The organism is Cupriavidus sp. CER-90 (assembly GCF_057652055.1).
Map to the genome: position 1 here is coordinate 868,675 of NZ_JBYGYM010000001.1, position 19,596 is coordinate 888,270.

At 67.1% G+C, this 19,596-nt stretch carries 21 protein-coding genes and 1 tRNA gene; 7 read left to right on the forward strand and 15 right to left on the reverse strand.

Going from position 1 to position 19,596, the window contains the following annotated elements:
- Position 1: 1 nt before the first annotated feature.
- The 3 genes from AC24R4_RS03860 to AC24R4_RS03870 all read right to left on the reverse strand — a co-directional run bounded on the left by AC24R4_RS03860 (position 2) and on the right by AC24R4_RS03870 (position 3,792).
- On the reverse strand, positions 2-976 hold the full coding sequence (locus AC24R4_RS03860; RefSeq protein WP_400392785.1) for a Bug family tripartite tricarboxylate transporter substrate binding protein: 975 nt from the start codon (positions 974-976) through the stop codon (positions 2-4).
- Between the two features lie 368 nt (positions 977-1,344).
- Positions 1,345-3,204, reverse strand: coding sequence for a dihydroxy-acid dehydratase (gene ilvD, locus AC24R4_RS03865; protein ID WP_400392783.1), 1,860 nt, complete (start codon positions 3,202-3,204; stop codon positions 1,345-1,347).
- A 150-nt stretch (positions 3,205-3,354) separates the two neighbouring features.
- Positions 3,355-3,792: an Lrp/AsnC family transcriptional regulator gene (locus AC24R4_RS03870; RefSeq protein WP_400392782.1), complete on the reverse strand. Its 438-nt coding sequence runs from the start codon at positions 3,790-3,792 to the stop codon at positions 3,355-3,357.
- Positions 3,793-3,933: 141 nt separating this feature from the next.
- Between AC24R4_RS03870 and AC24R4_RS03875 the strand changes: the two genes are divergently transcribed.
- The 4 genes from AC24R4_RS03875 to AC24R4_RS03890 all read left to right on the forward strand — a co-directional run bounded on the left by AC24R4_RS03875 (position 3,934) and on the right by AC24R4_RS03890 (position 6,814).
- Positions 3,934-4,839: a DMT family transporter gene (locus tag AC24R4_RS03875; protein ID WP_400392780.1), complete on the forward strand. Its 906-nt coding sequence runs from the start codon at positions 3,934-3,936 to the stop codon at positions 4,837-4,839.
- Between the two features lie 45 nt (positions 4,840-4,884).
- Entirely contained in the window at positions 4,885-6,135 is a 1,251-nt protein-coding gene (locus AC24R4_RS03880) for a serine hydrolase domain-containing protein (RefSeq protein ID WP_400392778.1), read from the forward strand.
- 83 nt (positions 6,136-6,218) lie between these two features.
- Positions 6,219-6,533 carry a hypothetical protein gene (locus AC24R4_RS03885; RefSeq protein ID WP_487522276.1) on the forward strand — a complete coding sequence of 105 codons (315 nt, stop codon included), beginning with the start codon at positions 6,219-6,221 and terminating at the stop codon, positions 6,531-6,533.
- 101 nt (positions 6,534-6,634) lie between these two features.
- Positions 6,635-6,814: a hypothetical protein gene (locus tag AC24R4_RS03890; RefSeq protein WP_249641031.1), complete on the forward strand. Its 180-nt coding sequence runs from the start codon at positions 6,635-6,637 to the stop codon at positions 6,812-6,814.
- A gap of 1 nt (position 6,815) precedes the next feature.
- On the opposite strand, the gene AC24R4_RS03895 is transcribed toward AC24R4_RS03890, so the two are convergent.
- Together AC24R4_RS03895 and AC24R4_RS03900 are read right to left on the reverse strand one after the other, a co-directional pair.
- On the reverse strand, positions 6,816-7,571 hold the full coding sequence (locus tag AC24R4_RS03895) for an HAD family hydrolase (protein ID WP_487522277.1): 756 nt from the start codon (positions 7,569-7,571) through the stop codon (positions 6,816-6,818).
- Positions 7,572-7,666: 95 nt separating this feature from the next.
- Positions 7,667-8,347: a Crp/Fnr family transcriptional regulator gene (locus AC24R4_RS03900; RefSeq protein ID WP_400395990.1), complete on the reverse strand. Its 681-nt coding sequence runs from the start codon at positions 8,345-8,347 to the stop codon at positions 7,667-7,669.
- 189 nt (positions 8,348-8,536) lie between these two features.
- On the opposite strand from AC24R4_RS03900, the gene AC24R4_RS03905 reads away from it, so the two are divergent.
- On the forward strand, positions 8,537-10,174 hold the full coding sequence (locus AC24R4_RS03905; protein WP_400395988.1) for an acyl-CoA synthetase: 1,638 nt from the start codon (positions 8,537-8,539) through the stop codon (positions 10,172-10,174).
- A gap of 40 nt (positions 10,175-10,214) precedes the next feature.
- Here AC24R4_RS03905 and AC24R4_RS03910 read toward each other — a convergent pair whose 3' ends face one another.
- Entirely contained in the window at positions 10,215-11,093 is an 879-nt protein-coding gene (locus AC24R4_RS03910; protein ID WP_487522278.1) for a c-type cytochrome, read from the reverse strand.
- Positions 11,094-11,344: 251 nt separating this feature from the next.
- Between AC24R4_RS03910 and AC24R4_RS03915 the strand changes: the two genes are divergently transcribed.
- Positions 11,345-11,421: transfer RNA gene (locus AC24R4_RS03915), tRNA-Val, on the forward strand.
- Between the two features lie 74 nt (positions 11,422-11,495).
- Positions 11,496-11,828, forward strand: a complete 333-nt coding sequence (locus AC24R4_RS03920; protein WP_400396233.1) for a DUF2322 family protein — start codon at positions 11,496-11,498, stop codon at positions 11,826-11,828.
- 87 nt (positions 11,829-11,915) lie between these two features.
- Here the strand turns inward: AC24R4_RS03920 and AC24R4_RS03925 are convergent, their stop codons facing one another.
- The 9 genes from AC24R4_RS03925 to AC24R4_RS03965 form a co-directional block, all read right to left on the reverse strand.
- The gene (locus AC24R4_RS03925) at positions 11,916-13,580 is read right to left on the reverse strand and encodes a cation acetate symporter (protein ID WP_400396231.1); all 1,665 of its coding nucleotides are present in this window, start codon (positions 13,578-13,580) and stop codon (positions 11,916-11,918) included.
- The gene (locus tag AC24R4_RS03930) at positions 13,577-13,885 is read right to left on the reverse strand and encodes a DUF485 domain-containing protein (RefSeq protein WP_400396230.1); all 309 of its coding nucleotides are present in this window, start codon (positions 13,883-13,885) and stop codon (positions 13,577-13,579) included. The genes AC24R4_RS03925 and AC24R4_RS03930 overlap by 4 nt, the downstream gene beginning before the upstream one ends.
- Positions 13,886-14,164: 279 nt before the next feature.
- A complete protein-coding gene (locus tag AC24R4_RS03935; RefSeq protein WP_153945945.1) occupies positions 14,165-14,458 on the reverse strand; it encodes a GYD domain-containing protein in 294 nt (97 codons plus the stop codon).
- 268 nt (positions 14,459-14,726) lie between these two features.
- Positions 14,727-15,065 carry a hypothetical protein gene (locus tag AC24R4_RS03940; protein ID WP_153945944.1) on the reverse strand — a complete coding sequence of 113 codons (339 nt, stop codon included), beginning with the start codon at positions 15,063-15,065 and terminating at the stop codon, positions 14,727-14,729.
- Positions 15,066-15,265: 200 nt separating this feature from the next.
- Positions 15,266-16,156: a LysR family transcriptional regulator gene (locus AC24R4_RS03945; protein WP_487522279.1), complete on the reverse strand. Its 891-nt coding sequence runs from the start codon at positions 16,154-16,156 to the stop codon at positions 15,266-15,268.
- Positions 16,157-16,210: 54 nt separating this feature from the next.
- Positions 16,211-16,915 (reverse strand): cysteine hydrolase family protein, encoded by a 705-nt coding sequence (locus AC24R4_RS03950; RefSeq protein ID WP_487522280.1) that lies wholly within the window; start codon positions 16,913-16,915, stop codon positions 16,211-16,213.
- A gap of 136 nt (positions 16,916-17,051) precedes the next feature.
- Positions 17,052-17,462: a hypothetical protein gene (locus AC24R4_RS03955; RefSeq protein WP_487522281.1), complete on the reverse strand. Its 411-nt coding sequence runs from the start codon at positions 17,460-17,462 to the stop codon at positions 17,052-17,054.
- A 179-nt stretch (positions 17,463-17,641) separates the two neighbouring features.
- On the reverse strand, positions 17,642-18,460 hold the full coding sequence (locus AC24R4_RS03960) for a class I SAM-dependent methyltransferase (RefSeq protein ID WP_487522282.1): 819 nt from the start codon (positions 18,458-18,460) through the stop codon (positions 17,642-17,644).
- Positions 18,461-18,624: 164 nt separating this feature from the next.
- Positions 18,625-19,590 (reverse strand): NAD(P)/FAD-dependent oxidoreductase, encoded by a 966-nt coding sequence (locus tag AC24R4_RS03965; RefSeq protein WP_487522283.1) that lies wholly within the window; start codon positions 19,588-19,590, stop codon positions 18,625-18,627.
- Positions 19,591-19,596 lie beyond the last annotated feature (6 nt).

Sequence of the window (19,596 nt, forward strand, 5' to 3'; positions counted from 1 at the left end):
CTTACTCGACTTTGGTACCGGACGCCTGGATCACCTTGGCCCAGTGCTGGATGTCGCTGCGCACGAACGCGCCGAACGCCTGCGGCGTCATGCTGACGGCCGTGGCGGCTTCGGTCTCCATGCGTTGCTTGTAAGCTGGGTCTTCGACGGCCACCTTCACCGCGCGATAGAGCTGGTCCGTGACGGCCGGCGGCAGCCGGGCCGGGCCGAACAGGCCGAACCACGCCGACGACTCGAAGCCCTTCACGGTCTGGCCGATCGGCGGCACACCCGGGAACTGCGGCAGTGCGTCCCGGCTGCTGACGCCCAGGAACTTCAGCGTGCCCGACTTCAGGTGCGGCAGCACGTTCACGGTGCTGGCGAACATCAGGTCCACGGTGTTGTTGCCCAGTACATCGGTCAGCGCCGGATTGGTCCCCTTGTACGGGACGTTCACGATGTCGGTGCCGGTGGCCAGCTTGAACTGCTCGCTGGCCAGATGCAGCGACGAGCCCTGCGCGCCAATCGCAAACGTGAGCTTGCCGGGGTGCTTCTTCGCGTAGGCGATCAGGCCCGCCGTGTTGTCGAACGGCACGCCCTTGCGGGCCACCAGCACGCTGGGCACGCGCGCCACCATCGTGATCGGCGTGAAGTCCTTGACCGGATCGAACGGCAGGTTCTTGTAGAGCGACGCGTTGATGGTATGGCCGGTAAAGCTCATCAGCAGCGTGCTGCCGTCCGGTGTGGCGCGCGCCACATATTGCGCGGCGATATTGCCGCCAGCGCCGGGCCGGTTGTCCACCACCACGGTGCGGTGCAGCGTGTCGCCCAGCGAGCGCGCAATCAGGCGTGCCAGGGCGTCGGTGGTGCCGCCGGCCGGGCTGCCCACCACGATCGTGATGGGCTTGTCCTGCGCCGCCGCGCGCTGGACCGGGGCCAATATGGCAAACATGGCCAGCGTCGCGCCGGCCAACAGCTTTCTTCGACTGATCAACATCCGTGTCTCCGCCTCTGTGTACTTCCTGTGGGGTTCAGGCGGACTCTATGCCCCATGGCCCGGTCACTCAATGGAACCAGCTGGTCCTATCCACGGGACCAGTCAGCGCAATGGATGTACAGACATTGTCGGCCCCGCATGGCAGGCATCCCTGTGCACGCCGCGCCGGCGCCGTCCGAAAGCGCGCCATGGTACACAGACATGGCGCAAGTCAATACAACGCAATGCAATGCAAAGGGGAATGTCGGGGGCGACGCGAGGGAGCCATTTGCCGGCTGAAACCGGGGCCAGATGCAAAAACGCCGCGCGTCCCGACTGGCGGGGCGCGCGGCGTTGCGCGATCGAGCGGGCCACGCGGGCCCGGCAGATCAGTCGTCGAGCAGCGACAGGTCGCGCACGGCGCCCTTGTCGGCCGACATCACCAGCTTGGCATAGGCCTTGAGCGCGGCCGACACCTTGCGCGGACGCGCCTTGGCCGGCTTCCAGCCACGGGCGTCCTGCTCGGCACGGCGGGTGGCCAGTTCCTCGTCCGACACCAGCACGTTGATCGTGCGGTTGGGAATGTCAATGCGGATCTTGTCGCCATCGCGCACCAGGCCAATGGCGCCCCCGGCCGCCGCCTCGGGCGAGCAGTGGCCGATCGACAGGCCCGACGTGCCGCCCGAGAAGCGGCCGTCCGTCAGCAGCGCGCACGCCTTGCCCAGGCCCTTGGACTTGATGTAGCTGGTCGGGTACAGCATTTCCTGCATGCCCGGGCCGCCCTTGGGGCCTTCGTAGCGCACGATCACCACGTCGCCGGCCTTGACCTTGTCGTTCAGGATGTTCTCGACCGCCTCGTCCTGCGACTCGGTCACGTGGGCCGTGCCCTCGAACACCAGGATGCTTTCGTCCACGCCGGCGGTCTTCACCACGCAGCCGTCCAGCGCGATATTGCCGGTCAGCACGGCCAGGCCGCCTTCCTTCGAGAACGCGTGCTCGTACGAGCGGATGCAGCCCTCGGCGCGGTCCAGGTCCAGGCTCGGCCAGCGCGTGTTCTGGCTGAACGCCACCTGCGTGGGGATGCCGGCCGGGCCGGCCATGTAGAACGTGCGCACGGCTTCGTCCTGCGTGCGGACGATGTCCCACTGGTCCAGCGCGTCCTTGAGCGTGGGCGTATGCACGGTCGGCACGTCGGTGTGCAGCTTGCCGGCGCGGTCCAGCTCGCCCAGGATGGCCATGATGCCGCCAGCGCGATGCACGTCCTCGATGTGGTACTTGTTGGTGTTCGGCGCCACCTTGCAGAGCTGCGGCACCGAGCGCGACATGCGGTCGATGTCGGCCATCGTGAAGTCGATCTCGGCTTCACGGGCAATCGCCAGCAGATGCAGGATGGTGTTGGTGGACCCGCCCATGGCGATGTCCAGCGTCATGGCGTTCTCGAACGCCTTGAAGCCCACGGAACGCGGCAGCACGCGCTCGTCGTTCTGCTCGTAGTACATGCGGGCCAGATCGACGATGCGCTGGCCGGCGCGCTTGAACAGCTGTTCGCGGTCGGCGTGCGTGGCCACCACGGTGCCGTTGCCGGGCAGCGACAGGCCCAGCGCCTCGGTCAGGCAGTTCATCGAGTTGGCCGTGAACATGCCCGAGCACGAGCCGCACGTGGGGCAGGCCGAACGCTCGACCTGCGCCACATCCTCGTCCGAGTACGACGGATCGGCGGCCATCACCATGGCGTCCACCAGGTCGAGCTTCTTCAGTTCGATGGTCTTGGTCACCGGGTTGGCCAGGCGCGTCTTGCCGGCTTCCATCGGGCCGCCCGACACGAAGATCACGGGGATGTTCAGGCGCATGGCGGCCATCAGCATGCCCGGGGTGATCTTGTCGCAGTTCGAGATGCACACCATGGCGTCGGCGCAGTGGGCATTGACCATGTATTCCACCGAATCCGCGATGATGTCGCGGCTGGGCAGCGAATACAGCATGCCGTCGTGGCCCATGGCGATGCCGTCGTCCACGGCGATGGTGTTGAATTCCTTGGCCACGCCGCCGGCGGCTTCGATCTCGCGCGCGACGAGCTGGCCCAGATCCTTCAGGTGGACGTGGCCCGGCACGAACTGGGTGAACGAATTGACCACCGCGATGATCGGCTTCTGGAAGTCTTCGTCTTTCATGCCGGTGGCGCGCCACAGCGAGCGCGCACCTGCCATGTTGCGGCCGGCGGTGGAGGTCTTGGAACGGTATGTGGGCATTGTGGGTGCTTGGAAATAACGCAAACGCAGCGGCCCACAGCGGATCGACAGGGCCAGGACAAACCCCTGCGGGCGGCCTTGTGAGCCGGGCGCCGGGCAAAGCTCGGGATTATCCCACAGCCCTTGCCCGGGTTGGGTGCCGGTCCGCGGCTACAGCGGCGGGAGTCTTCGCTTGACCGGCTGCGCCTTGACGATGGCCGAACTGGTCTCGGCCATCTCGGTGATCTGCTCCAGGATATGGTCCAGGTGCTCGATAGATCGCAAATACAGCCGACCGATAAAACAGTCGTCGCCGGTCACCTTGTCGCATTCGGCGAATTCGGGGATGGCCTCGATCAGCTTCTGCACCGCCTGCAGCTTGCCGGGCAGCGGCCTGATGCGGACGATGGCCTGCATCGGAAAGCCCAGCGTGCGCGGTTCCACATCGACCGTGAAGCCGCGGATCACGCCCCGGTCCTCCAGCCGGCGCAGCCGTTCCGACGCGCCGGGGGACGACAGGCCCACCTGCTCGGCCAGAGTTTTTACCGGCATGCGGGCGTCCTGCTGCAGCAGGACCAGGATGCGACGGTCGATATCGTCAAGCGACATAAGGTATTTTCCTAAAAACGCCTTACAAAATACAAAAGAAAGCGAGAACAGCCTGCATTTTCGACTGTGGATTGTAGGCCAGAGGCCTTAAACTGCAACCCTCATTTTGCGACGATGCACGCACAGGGACAGGAGATAGCCGTGGACGACAGAACGCGGGGCATGCTGGAAATGGTGGCGGCGATGGTGATCTCGGGCACCATCGGCTGGCTGGTGGTGGTATCGGGGCGGCCGGTCACCCAGGTGGTGTTCTGGCGCTGCGCCTTTGGCGCGGTGGTGCTGGTGCCGGTCTGCCTGGCGCGCGGTTACCTGCGGCCGGGCGGCATCTCGCTGCGCCAGGTGCTGCTGGCGGTGGCCGGCGGGGTGGCCATCGTCGCCAACTGGCTGCTTCTGTTTTCGGCCTACGAAGGCGCATCGATCTCGATTGCCACGGCCGTGTACAACACCCAGCCGTTCATGCTGGTGGCGCTGGGCGCGCTGTTCCTGGGCGAGCGCCTGACCGTGGCCAAGGTGGCATGGCTGCTGCTGGCGTTCGGCGGCATGCTGCTGATCGTGCAGGGCAAGCCCGGCGCCGGCGCAGCGCATGGCAACTACCTGCTGGGCATCGGGCTGGCACTGGGCGCGGCGTTCTTCTACGCGCTGGCGGCGCTGATCGCCAAGCAGCTCAAGGGCGTGCCGCCGCACCTGATCGCGCTGATCCACGTGCTGGTGGGCACCGTCATGCTGCTGCCGATGGCGCTGCGCGCCGACCTGCCGACCGGCGCCCTGCCCTGGGCCACGCTGGCGACCATGGGCTTTGTCCATACCGGGCTGATGTACATCCTGCTGTATGGCGCGATCCAGAAGCTGCCCACGCACCTGACAGGCGCCCTGTCGTTCATTTATCCTATCGTGGCCATTCTGGTGGACCGGCTGGCCTTCGGACATCATCTGCTCCTGTCGCAAATCGGCGGGGCGGCGTTGATCCTGCTGGCCGCCGCAGGCATGACGCTGGGATGGCCCTGGCGCGGAATGCTGCCGTGGGGGGCGCGCAAGCCCTCCGCCTGACGGCGGCCCGCGCCCCGACTTCAACTCTGACAGGGAGGCGCGCAGATGCAGCAGACGCAGGGGATGTCGCGGGATCGGCTGGACCGGATCGGACGCTTTATCGACGAGACCTACGTCGCCACCGGCAAGCTGCCGGGCGCGCTGGTGCAGGTCTGGCGGCGCGGCGAACTGGCCTTGAACACCGTGCTGGGCCTGGCCGACCGCGAGCGGCAGGTGCCGCTGGCCGAGGACTCCATTTTCCGCATCTATTCGATGACCAAGCCGATCACGTCGGTGGCCATCATGATGCTGGTGGAGGAATGCAGAATCGCCCTCGACGACCCGGTCAGCAAGTACATCCCGGCCTGGGAAAAACTGGGCGTGTTCGCGGGCGGCTTCATGGACAGCTTCCAGACCCGCCCGCCCGCGCGGCCGATGCTGGTGGTGGACCTGCTGCGCCATACCGCCGGCCTGACATACGGCTTCCAGCAGAACAGCAACGTCGACGCGGCCTACCGCAAGCTGAAGATCGGCGAACTGGCCACCGAAGGCACGCTCGACGACATGATCGAGAAGCTCGCCACGCTGCCGCTGGAATTCTCGCCCGGCGAGGCCTGGAACTACTCGGTGGCCACCGACGTGCTGGGCTACCTCGTCGGCAAGATCAGCGGCATGCCGTTCGACACCTTCCTGAAACAGCGGATTTTCGATCCGCTGGGCATGGTCGATACCGGCTTCCACGTGCCCGCGCACAAGGCCGCCCGGTTCTGCGCGTGCTACGCGGTCGGTGCGCTCGGTTCCAAGGTGATCTCGCCGCGCGGGCCGATGCTGCAGGACGATCCGCAGACCAGCCCCTACCTGCAGCCGCCCGCCTTCCTGTCGGGCGGCGGCGGCCTGGTATCGACGGCCGCCGACTACATGCGCTTTGCCCGCATGCTGCTGAACGGCGGCGAACTCGACGGCGTGCGCCTGCTCGGCCCCAAGACGCTGGCGCTGATGACGGCCAACCACCTGCCCGGCGGGGTGGACCTGCCACGCCTGTCGCGCTCGATGTTCAGCGAAGCCACCTACGACGGCGTGGGCTTCGGCCTGGGCTTCGCCACCACCATCGCGCCGGCCAGCACGCTGATTCCGGGCAGCGCCGGCGACATGTTCTGGGGCGGCGCCGCCAGCACGTTCTTCTGGGTCGATCCGAAAGAAGACCTGATCGGCCTGTTCCTGACCCAGCTGCTGCCGTCGTCGGCCTACCCGGTGCGCCGCCAGTTGCGCACGCTGGTCTACAGCGCGATCACGGAATCGGGGCCCGCACCGCGCTAGCCCGGCTGCCCGCGCCAGGGCGGCCCGGCGCGGGCGCGAGTAAAATACGGCCACGTGAAACCCGCTACGGACCCGACCGAAACATGAAGCTCCGCACGACGATCGTCACGATGTCGCTGGCCGCCATGGGCGCCCTGAGCCCCCTGGCCCACGCCAGTGTGTCTTCCGATGCACACGCCTTCAAGGAAGGCGTCAAGGAAGCCGGCAAGAAAACCGGCCACGCGGTGGCCGATGTGGCCCGCACGATTGGCCACGGCGCCAAGGAAGCCGGCGTCACCATCGGCCATGGCGCCCGGGACGCCGGCCACGCGGTGGCCGACACCACGAAACGCGGCTATCAGGCGACCAAGCAGGCCATCAAGGGCGACGGGAAGAGCGAAGGCCGCGGCGAGGATTAATCCCGGATTGCGCCGACGATCTGGCGACGATCAGGCCCGATGTCGCGCCGCCCCGCCGCACATGCGTACAATGCGCGGCTTAACCAATTGGAAAGCTGTCCGTGAAGAAAACCGACCTGGAAAAAAACAAGGGCCTGAAGATCAACAACAATCTGAAGCAGGCCGGCGCCAACCGGGCAGGTGGGCTCCCGAAGTCGCAGCGCCAGCAGGGCACCGGCAAGAACGGCCTGCTCGGCAAGCTGCTCGGCAAGGCCGTGCCGCAGGAAAAAACCGAGGATTGAATCAAATCGCCGGGGCCGCCGGCATCGCGCGCGCCACCGGGCAGGTCGGGTCGATGGCCCGGCACAGCGCATAGAGATCGCGCACGATCACATGCGGCGCCGGGCTGCTGCGGGCCCAGCGCGCCGCAGCGGCATCGTCCGAGCGCACCACCCATGCGGCCTGAAAGCCAGCCGCGATCGCACCCACCACATCCAGATCCGCATCGTCGCCGACGTGCAGCATCCGTTCGGGCCGGCACCCAGCCAGTTCGGCCGCCGCATGGAAGATCGCGGCATCGGGCTTGGCGCAGCCCGCACTCTCCGGATTCAACGCCGCATGGAAGAAGTGATGGCCGCCCGTCACCTGCAGGCTGGCGTTGCCGTTGGACACGGCCACCAGCGGAAAGCGGGCGCTCAGCCATTCCAGCGCCGGGAACGCATCGTCAAAGAAATCCACGCGCTGGCGCGCGGCAAAGAATACGTCATAGGCCGCTTCGGCCAGTTGCGGGTCTTCGTCCGACAGTTCCAGGAGCATGCGGATCGATCCCAGCCGCAGTTCGCGCAGGCTGTGCGACAGGTCGGGGCGCTCGGCCTGGAACCGCGCGCGTAGCTCGCCCAGCACCTGCGGCGACGTCAGCAGGCCCGATGTGCGCGGCGCCTGCGCCAGCAGCCAGTCGTGCAGGGTCTGCTCGGCCCGGATGACGGCGGGCGTGAAGGGCCACAGGGTATCGTCGAGATCGAGCGAAATGGCCGCGAGGCTGGCCAGTGGTTGTTGCATGGGGACAGGGCACGGAATGGGGAATCGGTCCGAATTGTGCCAGTGTTCGCCGCGCCCCGTACGGCAATCGCCCCGCATTCGGCACGCTGGCCGCCTTACAGTTCCGAAATTCCGAAACGCCGCAGCGCCTCCAGGTCCGTGACCCGGATGGTCTGGTACGACAATCCGACCATGCCTTCGGCTTCGAGCCGCCGTAGCGCCTGGTTCACGCGCTGGCGCGACAGCCCGGTGAGCAGGCCGATTTCCTCCTGCGACAGCTCCAGCACCGCCGTCGTCTTCGGATAGAGCGCCCGGTGGAACAGCTGGGCGATGGCCTGCGCCACGCGGGCATCGGCGCCCAGCAGGCGGTCGTTCTGCACCATGGCGATGAACTGGCCCATGCGCTCGTTGAGCTGACGCACCACGTAGCCTGCAAAGGGCAGGCTGTCCGCCAGCAACGTGTTGAAGACCGTCTCCGCCACCAGCAGCACGCGCGACTCGCGGATGGCGATCACATCGTAGCGCCGGTCTTCGCGCTTGATGACGCTGCCCTCCCCGCACCAGCCACCGGCCGGCACGCCACAGAAGGTGCAGCCGCGCCCGTCCGGCGTGTAGACCGCCAGCTTGATCAGGCCGGCATCCACGCCGATCCAGTGGCGCGAATATTCGCCGCGCCGCGCGATATAGCTGTCGGGCGCGAACGTCCGCACCCCGGTGCCCGACGCCGCCAGCGCCTGGTGTTCCGGCGCCAGCGCGCGATACCAGTCGTGTTGTTCAAGCAATTCGTGGACGTTCATGAGCGTGCGGCAACGGTTACGCAATGAAATCTGACGCGAAACTTACGCCAACGGGGCACAAGATGCATCAATGTCGCGGTTGGGGCAGATCTGTCGCCTGCATGACAGTGTCGGCCCGCGCGAGAATGATAGCGTGGCCCCCGACCACACAACACGAATCCAACAGGATCCAAACAGGAGACACGCATCATGCCGACCGACTTCGATACCGGGCTGGCCCGCAACGCCGCCAATTTCGTGCCGCTGACCCCGCTGGACTTCATCGCCCGCGCGGCCGAAGTCTACGGCCAGCGGCTGGCCATCGTGCATGGTCCGCTGCGGCAGAACTGGCGCGATACCTATGCGCGCTGCCGCCGGCTGGCCAGTGCCCTCGCGCGCGCCGGCGTCGGCAAGGGCGACACGGTCGCCGCGTTGCTGCCCAACACGCCGGCCATGATCGAGGCGCATTTCGGCGTGCCGATGTCCGGCGCCGTGCTCAACGCGCTGAACATCCGCCTGGATGCCGCCAACCTCGCCTTCATGCTGCGCCATGGCGAGGCGCGCGTGCTGCTGGCCGATACCGAGTTTGCCGATGTGGCGCGCCAGCTTGCGCGCGAGGTGCAGGGGCTCAAGGTCATCGCGGTCCATGACGTGCTCGGCCCCGAGCCCGACGCGCCGTTTGGCGACACCGACTACGAGCGCTTCCTGGCCGGCGGCGACCCCGACTACGACTGGCAGATGCCGGCGGACGAATGGGATGCCATCGCGCTGAACTACACGTCCGGCACCACGGGCGACCCCAAGGGCGTGGTCTACCACCACCGTGGCGCGGCCATGAACGCGGTGTCCAACATCCTGGAATGGGACATGGCCAAACACCCGGTCTATCTGTGGACGCTGCCGCTATTCCACTGCAACGGCTGGTGCTTCGCCTGGACCGTGGCCGCCCGCGCCGGCGTAAACGTCTGCCTGCGCAAGTTCGATCCGAAGCTGGTGTTCGATCTGATGCGCGACGAGGGCGTGACCCACTACTGCGCCGCGCCCATCGTGCATACCGCGCTGGTCAGTGCCCCGGCCACGTGGCGCGAAGGCCTGCGCGGGCCGGTGCGGGGCATGGTGGCGGGCGCCCCGCCGCCAGCTGCGGTGCTGGCGCAGATGGAACAGATGGGCTTCGAACTGTCGCACGTCTATGGCCTGACCGAGGTGTACGGCCCGGCCGCGGCCTGCGCGGAGCAGGACGACTGGCGCGACGTGTCGATGGAAGAACGCGCCGTCCTGAAGGCTCGCCAGGGCGTGCGCTACCACCTGCAGGCAGGCGTGGCCGTACTGGACCCCGACACCATGCAGCCGGTGCCGCGCGACGGCGAAACCATCGGCGAGATCATGTTCCGCGGCAATATCTGCATGAAGGGCTACCTGAAAAACGACCGCGCCACGCGCGAGGCGTTTGCCGGCGGCTGGTTCCATACGGGCGACCTGGGCGTGTGCATGCCCGACGGCTATATCAAGATCAAGGACCGCAGCAAGGACATCATCATCTCGGGCGGCGAGAACATCTCCAGCGTCGAGGTCGAGGACGCCATCTACCGCCACCCGGCCGTCATGGCCGCCGCCGTGGTGGCCCAGCCCGACGCCAGGTGGGGCGAAACCCCGTGCGCGTTCGTCGAACTCAAGGACGGCGCCAGCGCCACCGCCGAGGAAATCATCGCCCACTGCCGCACGCTGCTGGCCGGCTTCAAGGTGCCCAAGGCCGTGTACTTCGGCCCGCTGCCCAAGACATCGACGGGCAAGATCCAGAAGTTCGAGCTCCGGCGCCGGTTGCAGTCTGCCGCCGCGATCGACGTCTGACGCCCCCCCGCCGTGCAACGCGCCGCTGCGCTGCCGCGCCTCAGGGCTTGGGCGGCGGGGCGTCCGCCTTGCGCCCCGCCATGTGGTGCAGGTAGGCCAGCAGATCCTTGAGCTCGGCGTCGGACAGCGTTTTCTGGTCGATCGACGACATCTTCGAGCCCGGCCACCAGCGCAGCGCCTGCGGGTTGCGGATCAGCTTCGACAGCTTGTCGTCGCCCAGGTACTCCACCGGGTTGTAGGGCACGTTCAGGTCCGGCCCCAGGTTGGCGTCGCCGGCGCGGTTCATCGAATGGCACGAGAAGCAGACGCGCTGGAACGCCGCAAAGCCGCGCATGACCGGGCCGTCGGCGGGCTCGCCTTCGGCCGGGCGGATCGCCGCAAAACGCTCGGCGGCGGTGCCGCCCAGATCGATGCGCGCAATCGCCCAGGTCCACAGGCTTTCGGTGATCCGCACCGGCGCGTCGGGCTGCCTGGCGGACTTCGGCACGGTCCAGATCAGCCGGAACGGGCCGATGTCCTGCCCTTTCAGCTTCGGCCACGGCTTTGCCGGGTTTTCCACCGCCAGCCACGCACGCGGGCCATCGGGGCGGTCGGCCAGCAGCAGGCCCAGCGGCAGATGCGAGACATAGCCATCGGTGGCGGCCGTGGAGGCGCTGCCGTCCGGCGTTGCCGGCAGGCCCGCCAGCAGCGCCGCCATCGGGATGGCCTTGAACGTCATGCGGCGCTTGTAGTTGTCGTCATCGACGGTGACGCTGGCCAGGCGCCGGTCTTTCAGCAGCGCATCGCGGGTCAGGATCTTCTGCTGGTTGCCAGCGGTGATGGTCAGCTTGGCGGCATCCTCGGCGTGCGCCGGTGCGGCGCCGATCAGGGCCAGCGTGCAGCCAATGGCTGCGGCGGCGCGGGTGAGCCAGGGGGTCATGTTCTCTCCTCGTGCGGGCGTTGGGGTGTTATCGCGGCGGGCGCCCTAGCCGTAACCCTAAACGATGCCCATGACAGCCTGCAAATCTCCCCTGCCCCCCAACACACTGTCCGCCCGCATGGCGCATGCTTCCCGGGATGCTGGCTGGCAATCGGAATGGCGCCGCCGCAGCCCGTCGCCCCCCAGCAAAGATTTTGCAAAAGAAATACTTGCGCTTTGCCAAAGTCGTCTATAGAATTCGCGCCTTCGCTAGGCTCGTAGCTCAGCTGGTTAGAGCACCACCTTGACATGGTGGGGGTCGTTGGTTCGAGTCCAATCGAGCCTACCAACGCACAAACAGGAACGGACGGTCGCCCCTCGGCACCGTCCGTTTTTGCATTCCAGACCGAACGGAACCCTTTCATGATCCAGCCAAGCCCGGTATTCAAGGACAACCTCGCCCAATTGCCCGCCATCGACGGCATCGCCCGCATCGACCTGGTCGACACTGGGGGCACCGTGGTGGCCAGCATCGAGAACGTACAGGGCAAGCAAGGCTCGCTGGCCGTGTACCACTACCTGCAGCAGGTCTTCGGCAAGCTCGATGCCCAGGCCGCCGAGCATGGCCTGGCCGTCTTTGCCGAACACACCGCCGATGCGCGCAATCGGCCGGGCGCGCATCCGAACGTGGACCGCCTGCTGGCCGTCGCCAGCGGCGGCGAAGCCCTGCGGATCGAGGTCGTCGCCCGCGCCTAAAGCGGCCTGCCGTCCGCCGCCCGACGCAGACAAAGACAAACGGCCCCTTGCGAGGGGCCGTTCTTCCATTACGGAGTGGCGAGGATCCTAGTGCGCGGTCGCTTCGCCCGCGCCGATGCCCGTCTCGGAGCGCAGTTCCTGCGCCTCGAAGCCAGCCTTGTCCAGCAGGGCGCGCCGTGACTTGTCGGTCACCGAGAACAGCCAGATGCCGACGAAACCGATCGTCATCGAGAACAGCGCCGGCGACGTGTAGGGGAACGGCGCGTTCTTGAAGTGGAACACATCGACCCAGACGGCCTGCGACAGCACGGTCAGCACCACCGCCGACACCAGCCCCAGGAAGCCGCCCACCATCGCGCCCCGCGTGGTGCAACCCTTCCACAGCACCGACAGGAACAGCACCGGGAAGTTGGCCGATGCCGCCACCGCGAACGCCAGCGACACCATGAACGCGATGTTCTGCTTCTCGAACACGATGCCCAGCACCACGGCGATGAAGCCCAGCACGATGGTCGTGAGCTTCGACACACGCAGTTCCTCGGCACTGGTGGCCTTGCCGTGCCTGAACACCGTCTGGTACAGGTCGTGCGACACCGCCGACGCACCGGCCAGCGTCAGGCCCGCCACCACGGCCAGGATCGTCGCGAAGGCCACGGCCGAGATAAAGCCCAGGAACACATTGCCGCCCACTGCGCTGGCCAGGTGAACGGCAGCCATGTTCACGCCACCGAGCAGCTTGCCGCTACCGTCCTGGAAGCTGGCGTTGGTGCTGACCAGCACGATCGCGCCAAAGCCGATGATGAACGTCAGGATGTAGAAGTAGCCGATCCACGTGGTGGCCCAGAACACCGACTTGCGGGCTTCCTTGGCGTTCGGCACGGTGAAGAAGCGCATCAGGATGTGCGGCAGCCCGGCGGTACCGAACATCAGCGCGATGCCGAACGAGATGGCCGAGATCGGGTCCTTGATGAAGTTGCCGGGGCTCATGATCGAGTCCTTCTTCGCATGCACTTCCACGGCCTTGGCAAACAGCTGCTCGGGGCTGAAGTGATACTGCGCCAGCACCATGAAGGCCATGAACGACGCACCGCCCAGCAGCAGGCAGGCCTTGATGATCTGCACCCACGTGGTGGCGGTCATGCCGCCGAACAGCACGTAGATCATCATCAGCGCGCCCACGATGACCACGGCCACCCAGTATTCCAGACCGAACAGCAGCTTGATCAGCTGCCCCGCGCCCACCATCTGGGCGATCAGGTAGAACGCCACCACCACCAGCGTGCCCGACGCCGCGAAGGCACGGATCGGCGCCTGCTTGAAGCGGTACGCCGCCACATCGGCAAAGGTGAAGCGGCCGAGATTGCGCAGCCGTTCGGCCAGCAGGAAGGTGATGATCGGCCAGCCGACCAGGAAGCCGATCGAATAGATCAGCCCGTCATAGCCATTGGTGTAGACCGCTGCGGAAATGCCCAGGAACGACGCGGCCGACATGAAGTCGCCGGCAATCGCCAGGCCATTCTGGAAGCCCGTGATGCCGCCGCCCGTGTAGAACGTGGCGGCGGACTTGGTTTTCTTGGCCGCCCACTTGGTAATGAACAGCGTGCCGATGACAAACACCACGAACATGCCGATGGCCGTCCAGTTGGTGGCCTGCTTCACGGCCTGGCCCAGGTCGCCGCCGGCGGCGAAGGCATTGGCGGACAGCAGCAGTGCCGCGCCGAGCGCGGTGGCGCCGAATGCGTGACGGTTCATCGTGCTACCTCCTGCTTGATGCGATCGGTCAGGTCGTCATAGACGCGGTTGGCATGGCGCACGTACAGCCCGGTAATCACGACGGTAAAGAGAATCACGAACAGCCCGATCGGCATGCCCCAGGTCATGACGCCCTGGCCCACGCGCGTTGCCAGCAGTTCCTTGTCGAAGGCGATCAGCAGCACGTAGCCGTAGTACACCACCAGCATCACGGCCGTCAGCAGCCAGCCAAGCCGGCCGCGCCGACGCACCAGTTCCTGATACTGCCGGCTGGCCTTCAGTTTCTCGATCACATCCTCTTGCATGCTTGTCTCCTCCGCATCGCGGCTGCACGTGCTTGCCACATATATTTGCGTTTGCCGCGCGGGTTGCCTCCGCACGGCGTGGTGACAAGGTAATGCGCGCCCCTTACCCGGTTCTTACACGGTGCGCCTGGCGATGCGGGGGTAAACGCCTAGCCTGTGAGTCCGTGGAGGTACAGGGAGGTCGCGTAATTCGACTGGCCGCAGGGGATCTGCGCCGGGGACCGCCGCGCGCATCGACCCGTTCGCGGGTGCGACGCGCGGCGGCGTGGCAAGCGCCGTTCAGCGCATCTTGCCGAGGATCGCCTTCATCTCGTCTTCGGTGAAGGCGCGCAGTGTCTGCGTGTGAACATTCCCTTGCGAGCCGATCGACAGACCAAAGGCCGTCACGGAGGCGTCGTCCTGCGCTTCCAGCGTCAGGATCACGTCATATTTTCCGAGCGTCCAGAACACGTCGGTCACCTTCACGCCGAACTGCGGCGCCATTTCGCGCACGGCCGCGGCGCGTTTGGTGGTGTCCTTGACAGTGCGTATGCCCTGGTCTGTAAAGCTTGCGAGCACGATGTATCGGGTCATGGCAAATCTCCGACAGGATGGGACAGCGTCGTCAGCGCGCTGACGGCGGCTCATGGCTTCGGAGCGTGACCCGACAGGTGCGCGCAACGCACCGTCCTGACAAAACCGGATCGTGGACGCGTACACCTTGCAGGCGACACGCCGGGGAGTGTGAGCAACTTCGCAGCGATGCAAGGAGCGAGCCACTGGCCGCACCATGCAGGCTGGCGGGCGGGGGCCATCCCTGACGCGGACGATCCGCGCCCAGGCCGTTGCAAGCCTGAAACAGTCAGCGTGACGGCGTGCGCACCGGCCCCGGACACGCCTTGAGCCCGAGCCATATCACGCCAATCACGATATTGACCGGGACGCTGAGCGCGCCCGGCACATAGAAGCACGCCGACAGCACCGGCGCGCGCATCAGCACCTCGACGGCACCGCCCAGCCCGTACAGCAGCACCCCGCACCACAGCCACCGCCGCATATAGGTCAGCAGCCAGTGCGCGCGGGCCTGGTTGAAGCGCCAGGCCGCCGTGCGCGCGATCAGGTCGCCCCGGCTGGCGTCCGCAAACATCCAGTCGAAAAAGAAGTACCGATACAGCAGGGTGCGAAAGGCAAGCTCTTGCATGATCAGGGTGGGCCAACTCTGGCCGTATCGCGCAAAGACCGTGCCCACGCCGCTTCCGGCGCCGGGACTTCCACTACTTTAGGCGCTTCAGGCGCACCGGGCGGATTTTTCACGCCCGTCCTCGCATCGGCCAGACACATGCACCGGGGCGATGCATTGGCCAGCGATGCCGGTCGCCGTGCCGCCATGCGTCGCGTGCATCACTGCGCGCCGTAGTGCTCCGCCATGAAATCGATGAAGGCCCGCGCACGCGGTGTCAGGTGCCGGGTGTGCGGATAGAGCGCGTAGTAGTGGCTGGCGCCCGCGTGGTACTGCGGCAGCACACGCACCAGACCGCCACGCGCCACTTCGCTGCGCGCGGTGCGCTCGGTGAAGGCCGCGATGCCGGCGCCGGCCAGCGCCGCCGCGTACAGCGCGGTGATCGCATCGGCAGCCAGCGCGCCGCGCACGGCCACCCGTTCGGTCTGGCCGTTGGCATCGGTCAGTTGCCAGGTATCGGGCGCCGCGGCGAATGCCAGCAACTGATGGCGGGCCAGATCGCTGGCGTTCACCGGCAGGCCAGCTGTGGCCAGGTAGGCCGGTGACGCCACCAGGACCGTATCGGACCTGGCCAGACGCCTGGCCATCAGACTGCTGTCGGCCAGCGGTGCGCTGCAGATGCGCAGCGCCACGTCGAAACGCTCGGCCACCAGGTCGACGAACTGGTCACTGCACGACAGTTCCAGCCGGATCTCCGGATAGCGCGCACGAAACGCAGGCAGCCAGTCCTGCAGTTCGAGCGTGCCGATGGCCAGCGGCACCGTCACGCGCAGCGGCCCGGACAGCTGCGCGCCTTCACCGGTCATCGCCACGTTCATGGCGTCGATGCGCGCCAGGATATCGGCGCAGTGGCGGTAGTAGCGTTCGCCGGCGTCCGTCAACGCGAAGCGCCGCGTGTTGCGGTTCAGCAGCTGCACCCCCATGCTGGCTTCCAGTTGCTTGAGCTGCCGGGACACGGTGGAGTGGGACAGGTCGAGCCGCTCCGCCGCCGCCGAGAATCCCCTGGCCTCGACGATGGCGCGAAAGACACGCATGGCAAGCAGCTGGTCCATGAAAATGCCGTCCCCCAAAAGCAGAAACGCCCCGCGGGGCGTTCCAGGATAGTGTCAGCGCAGCGGCAGATGGGTGATGGCTGCGGTGGTCATCACATCGCCGAAGGTGTCTTCGATCTCCGCAAGCGCAGCGTCATGCAGCGCGTCCTTGCCGATCGTACGGCCATCTGCGCGCGTGATGGCGCGCGTGGCCGAGGCGTCGGATGCTACCACAACGTGAAACCCGAGCGGCACCGCGTCGCGCGCGGCGCCTGCCACGCAGGCATGGGTCATCAGGCCCGCCAGCACGATGGTTTTGATGCCCATTGCCTTGAGGCGGCGCTCCAGGTCCGTGCTGGCAAACACGCTCACGGTTTCCTTGCGCAGCACGACGTCCTGCTGGCGCGGCGCCATGCCGGGCTGGAAGTCCACCGTCTGGCCATCCACGGCAAAGACGGCCGCGCCGGCCGGCGCGATGTGCTGGATCTGGAAGACGGGAATACGGTGGCGATCGGCAAACGCCAACAGGCGCTGCGCGTTTTCCATCGCGCGCTGACCATCCGGAATCGGCATCCGGCCGGAGAAGTACTCCTTCTGGAAGTCGATGACGACCAGCGCCGTGCTGCGCGGATCGAGATGCTCGACAGGCTTGGCACCCAGCATCGCACGGATGCCCGGGTGGGCGTTGTCTGGCGCCGCGTGGACGGCACCGCCGGCAGATGCCGCAAGCGACAGGCTCACGGTGGCCAGGCGGAAGCAACGCAACAGGGTCAGGGTCATGACAGGCTCCTCAATGAATCGAGGCGCCAGTCTAGGTTTGCACGGGTGGCCTGTTCAACGCCATGCGCCGCACAGCATTTGTGCGGCGCATGCACAGGCGCGCGGTGCGACGCCGGTGGCACCGGCGTCGGTCAGGTCAGGCGCCGTCGAGGTAGACGTTGCGTCGGCCCAGGCGACTGCCGAGGGCGTCCGGCGGCAGGCTCATGCTGGCGGGGTCGGCGGCGACCGGCGCTGGTGCCATGGTCGCGGCACCCGGCGCAGGTGCCATGGTCGCGGCGCCGGGCGCCGGCGGCACGCCCATCTGCACGGTTTCCATCGAACCCTGCGCGTAGGGATTGGCGGCGGGTTGCTGCTGCGCGACGCCAACGGGTGCGGCCGGTGCTGCGTAGCCGGTGGACGCGGCAGGGGCAACAGGCGCGCCAGGCGCGGCCTGGGTGGCGGGCATCGGCTGGGCCTGCTGGGCTGGGGCCAACTGCTGCGCGAGCAGTGGGTACGACGCGATCAGTGCGCCAGCCATCAACAGGGATTTCGCCAGATGTTGCTTCATTCGTGTACCTCCAGAAAAAGCCTACAGACTTGGGAACGCCCACTGTAGCGTCGAGGCACCTGACAAAGTGTTCCGTTTTGCAACTGTCATTAACGAGACTTGCGGCCGACATGCATGCGCGGTATTTGCGCGCGCGTGCATCGACCGCCACCTGGCGCGGGTCGCGTGCGGCGGCACGATCACGGCGGCGTCATGACGGTCACGCGCAGGTAGGTCGCCGGAATCTCGGTGACGTCGGGCTTGCCACTCCGGTTTTGCGCGTGGAACAGCGCGTCGAGTTCGCGCTGCAGATCGTCGCGCTTGCCGTTCGCCTCCGCGGCGGCAAATGCGTTCATGGTGGGGCCGTAGAAATCGCGGAACGTCGCCAGGAAGTCAGATGGCTTGCCGGCGTACCGGAAGACATAGGTGTCCCGGTCAAAGCCGATGTTCTCCGGCGGCACGCCTGCGGCGCCGAATCGCTCGGTCACGATGATCTCGTGGCCCCATAGCATCGGGCTGATGAAGCCTTCCGGCGGTGGCGGCGAATAGGCCATGCTGATCTTCAGCACCTGCGCGACCAGCGTGGGATCGTTCGGAATCCAGTTGCCCATCACGATGCGCCCGCCGGGCTTGGCCACGCGCACCATCTCGCTGGCAACCTCCGCCGGCTTGGGCGCGAACATGGCGCCGAACATGCTGACGACCAGGTCGAAGGTGTGATCCGGCAGGTCCGTCAGCGCGCAGGCATCGCCCTCCTGGAAGCGCAGGTTCCCGAGCCCCGCTTCCTGCGCGCGCCGGTTGCCGGCGGCCACCAGGTTGCTGGCGATATCGACGCCCAGGACGTCGGCCCCGCGCTTCGCTTCGGGCAGTGCGGTGGTGCCGTCCCCGCAACCCAGGTCCAGCACCTTCATGCCGGGCGTGACGCCCAGCCGCGCCACCAGTTCGTCGCCACTCTCGCGCATGGCCGCCGCCAGCCGCGTGAAGTCGCCCTTTTCCCACAGCGCCTTGTTCGGATTCATCTGGTGTGCCCCCTTGTTGCCATGTCGTTGGATCGTTGTCAGTGCCGACACCGTCGGCACCCGGCACCCGCGTTGCGGGTTCTGGTTTTGTAGTGCATGGGACAGCGGCGGGCAATGGGACCGAAGCCCCGCGCGACGGACGAGACACCCGGGGGCACCGGCGGTCACCGCACGGCCAGGTGGGCGCGCGCGTACACGTCGCTTAGTGCGGCGCGACTGGCGCGGTAGGTCTGCAACACCCAGTCCGCATACAACGCGGCCGCCAGGCTGCTCCGCTGCGGCCAGCGCACCACGCCGGCGGCCAGCGCGCCGGCACGGGCACCCGATTCCAGCGCAAAGCGCAGGCCGTCGCCGGTAGCCGGATCGAGATAGCCGGCGGCATCGCCGCAAACGAAGTACCCCGCGCCTGCGGCCTGCCGCAAATGCCGCCAGCGCCGGCACTCGCGCCAGATCCGGCCCACGGGTCGTATGCCGGGGGGCCATGCCACGCTGGTGTCACGCGTGCCGCACAGCGCCGTCCAGATGCAGCCCTGCGGCGTGGCGTGCCGCCACAGCCATCCGCGGGGGCCAATCACGAACTGCGTACCCGGTGCGCTGGCCTGCCCCGCAGCCAGCACGCCAAAGCCGCGCTGCAGCCACCAGACCCGCGAGTCGATCCCTTCCGGCAGGCCCAGGCTGCGGCGCAGCCAGCCGTTGACGCCGGACGCGTCGATCACGACATAGGCGCCGGCAGCAAGGCCACGGCCGGACAGGCCCTCCACACCGGTCACGCGATGGCCGGCCAGACGCGGCCGCAACATGGCCGCCGGCATGACCTGGTAGTCGGTGCCGGCGCACACCGCCGCCTCGCGCAGACCGCGATCGAGCAGCGCACGATCGACGGCACGGCCTCGCTGTGCATGAACGGTAGCGTCGTGCCCTGCATGGTCGAGCCAGATGTCGGACCGGACAGCCAATGCCGGCGAGATGGCGTCCAGGAGCCGCAACGCTCCCACGGACGCGCATTCCGGCACCGCGCGCGTACGGCCGGCGCCCACCATCGTCACCGGGCAACCGGCGCGCGCCGCCCCAATGGCTGCCGCGCATCCCGCCGGACCGTCGCCAACCACCAGCACGCCCCCATTGCGCATGATCGG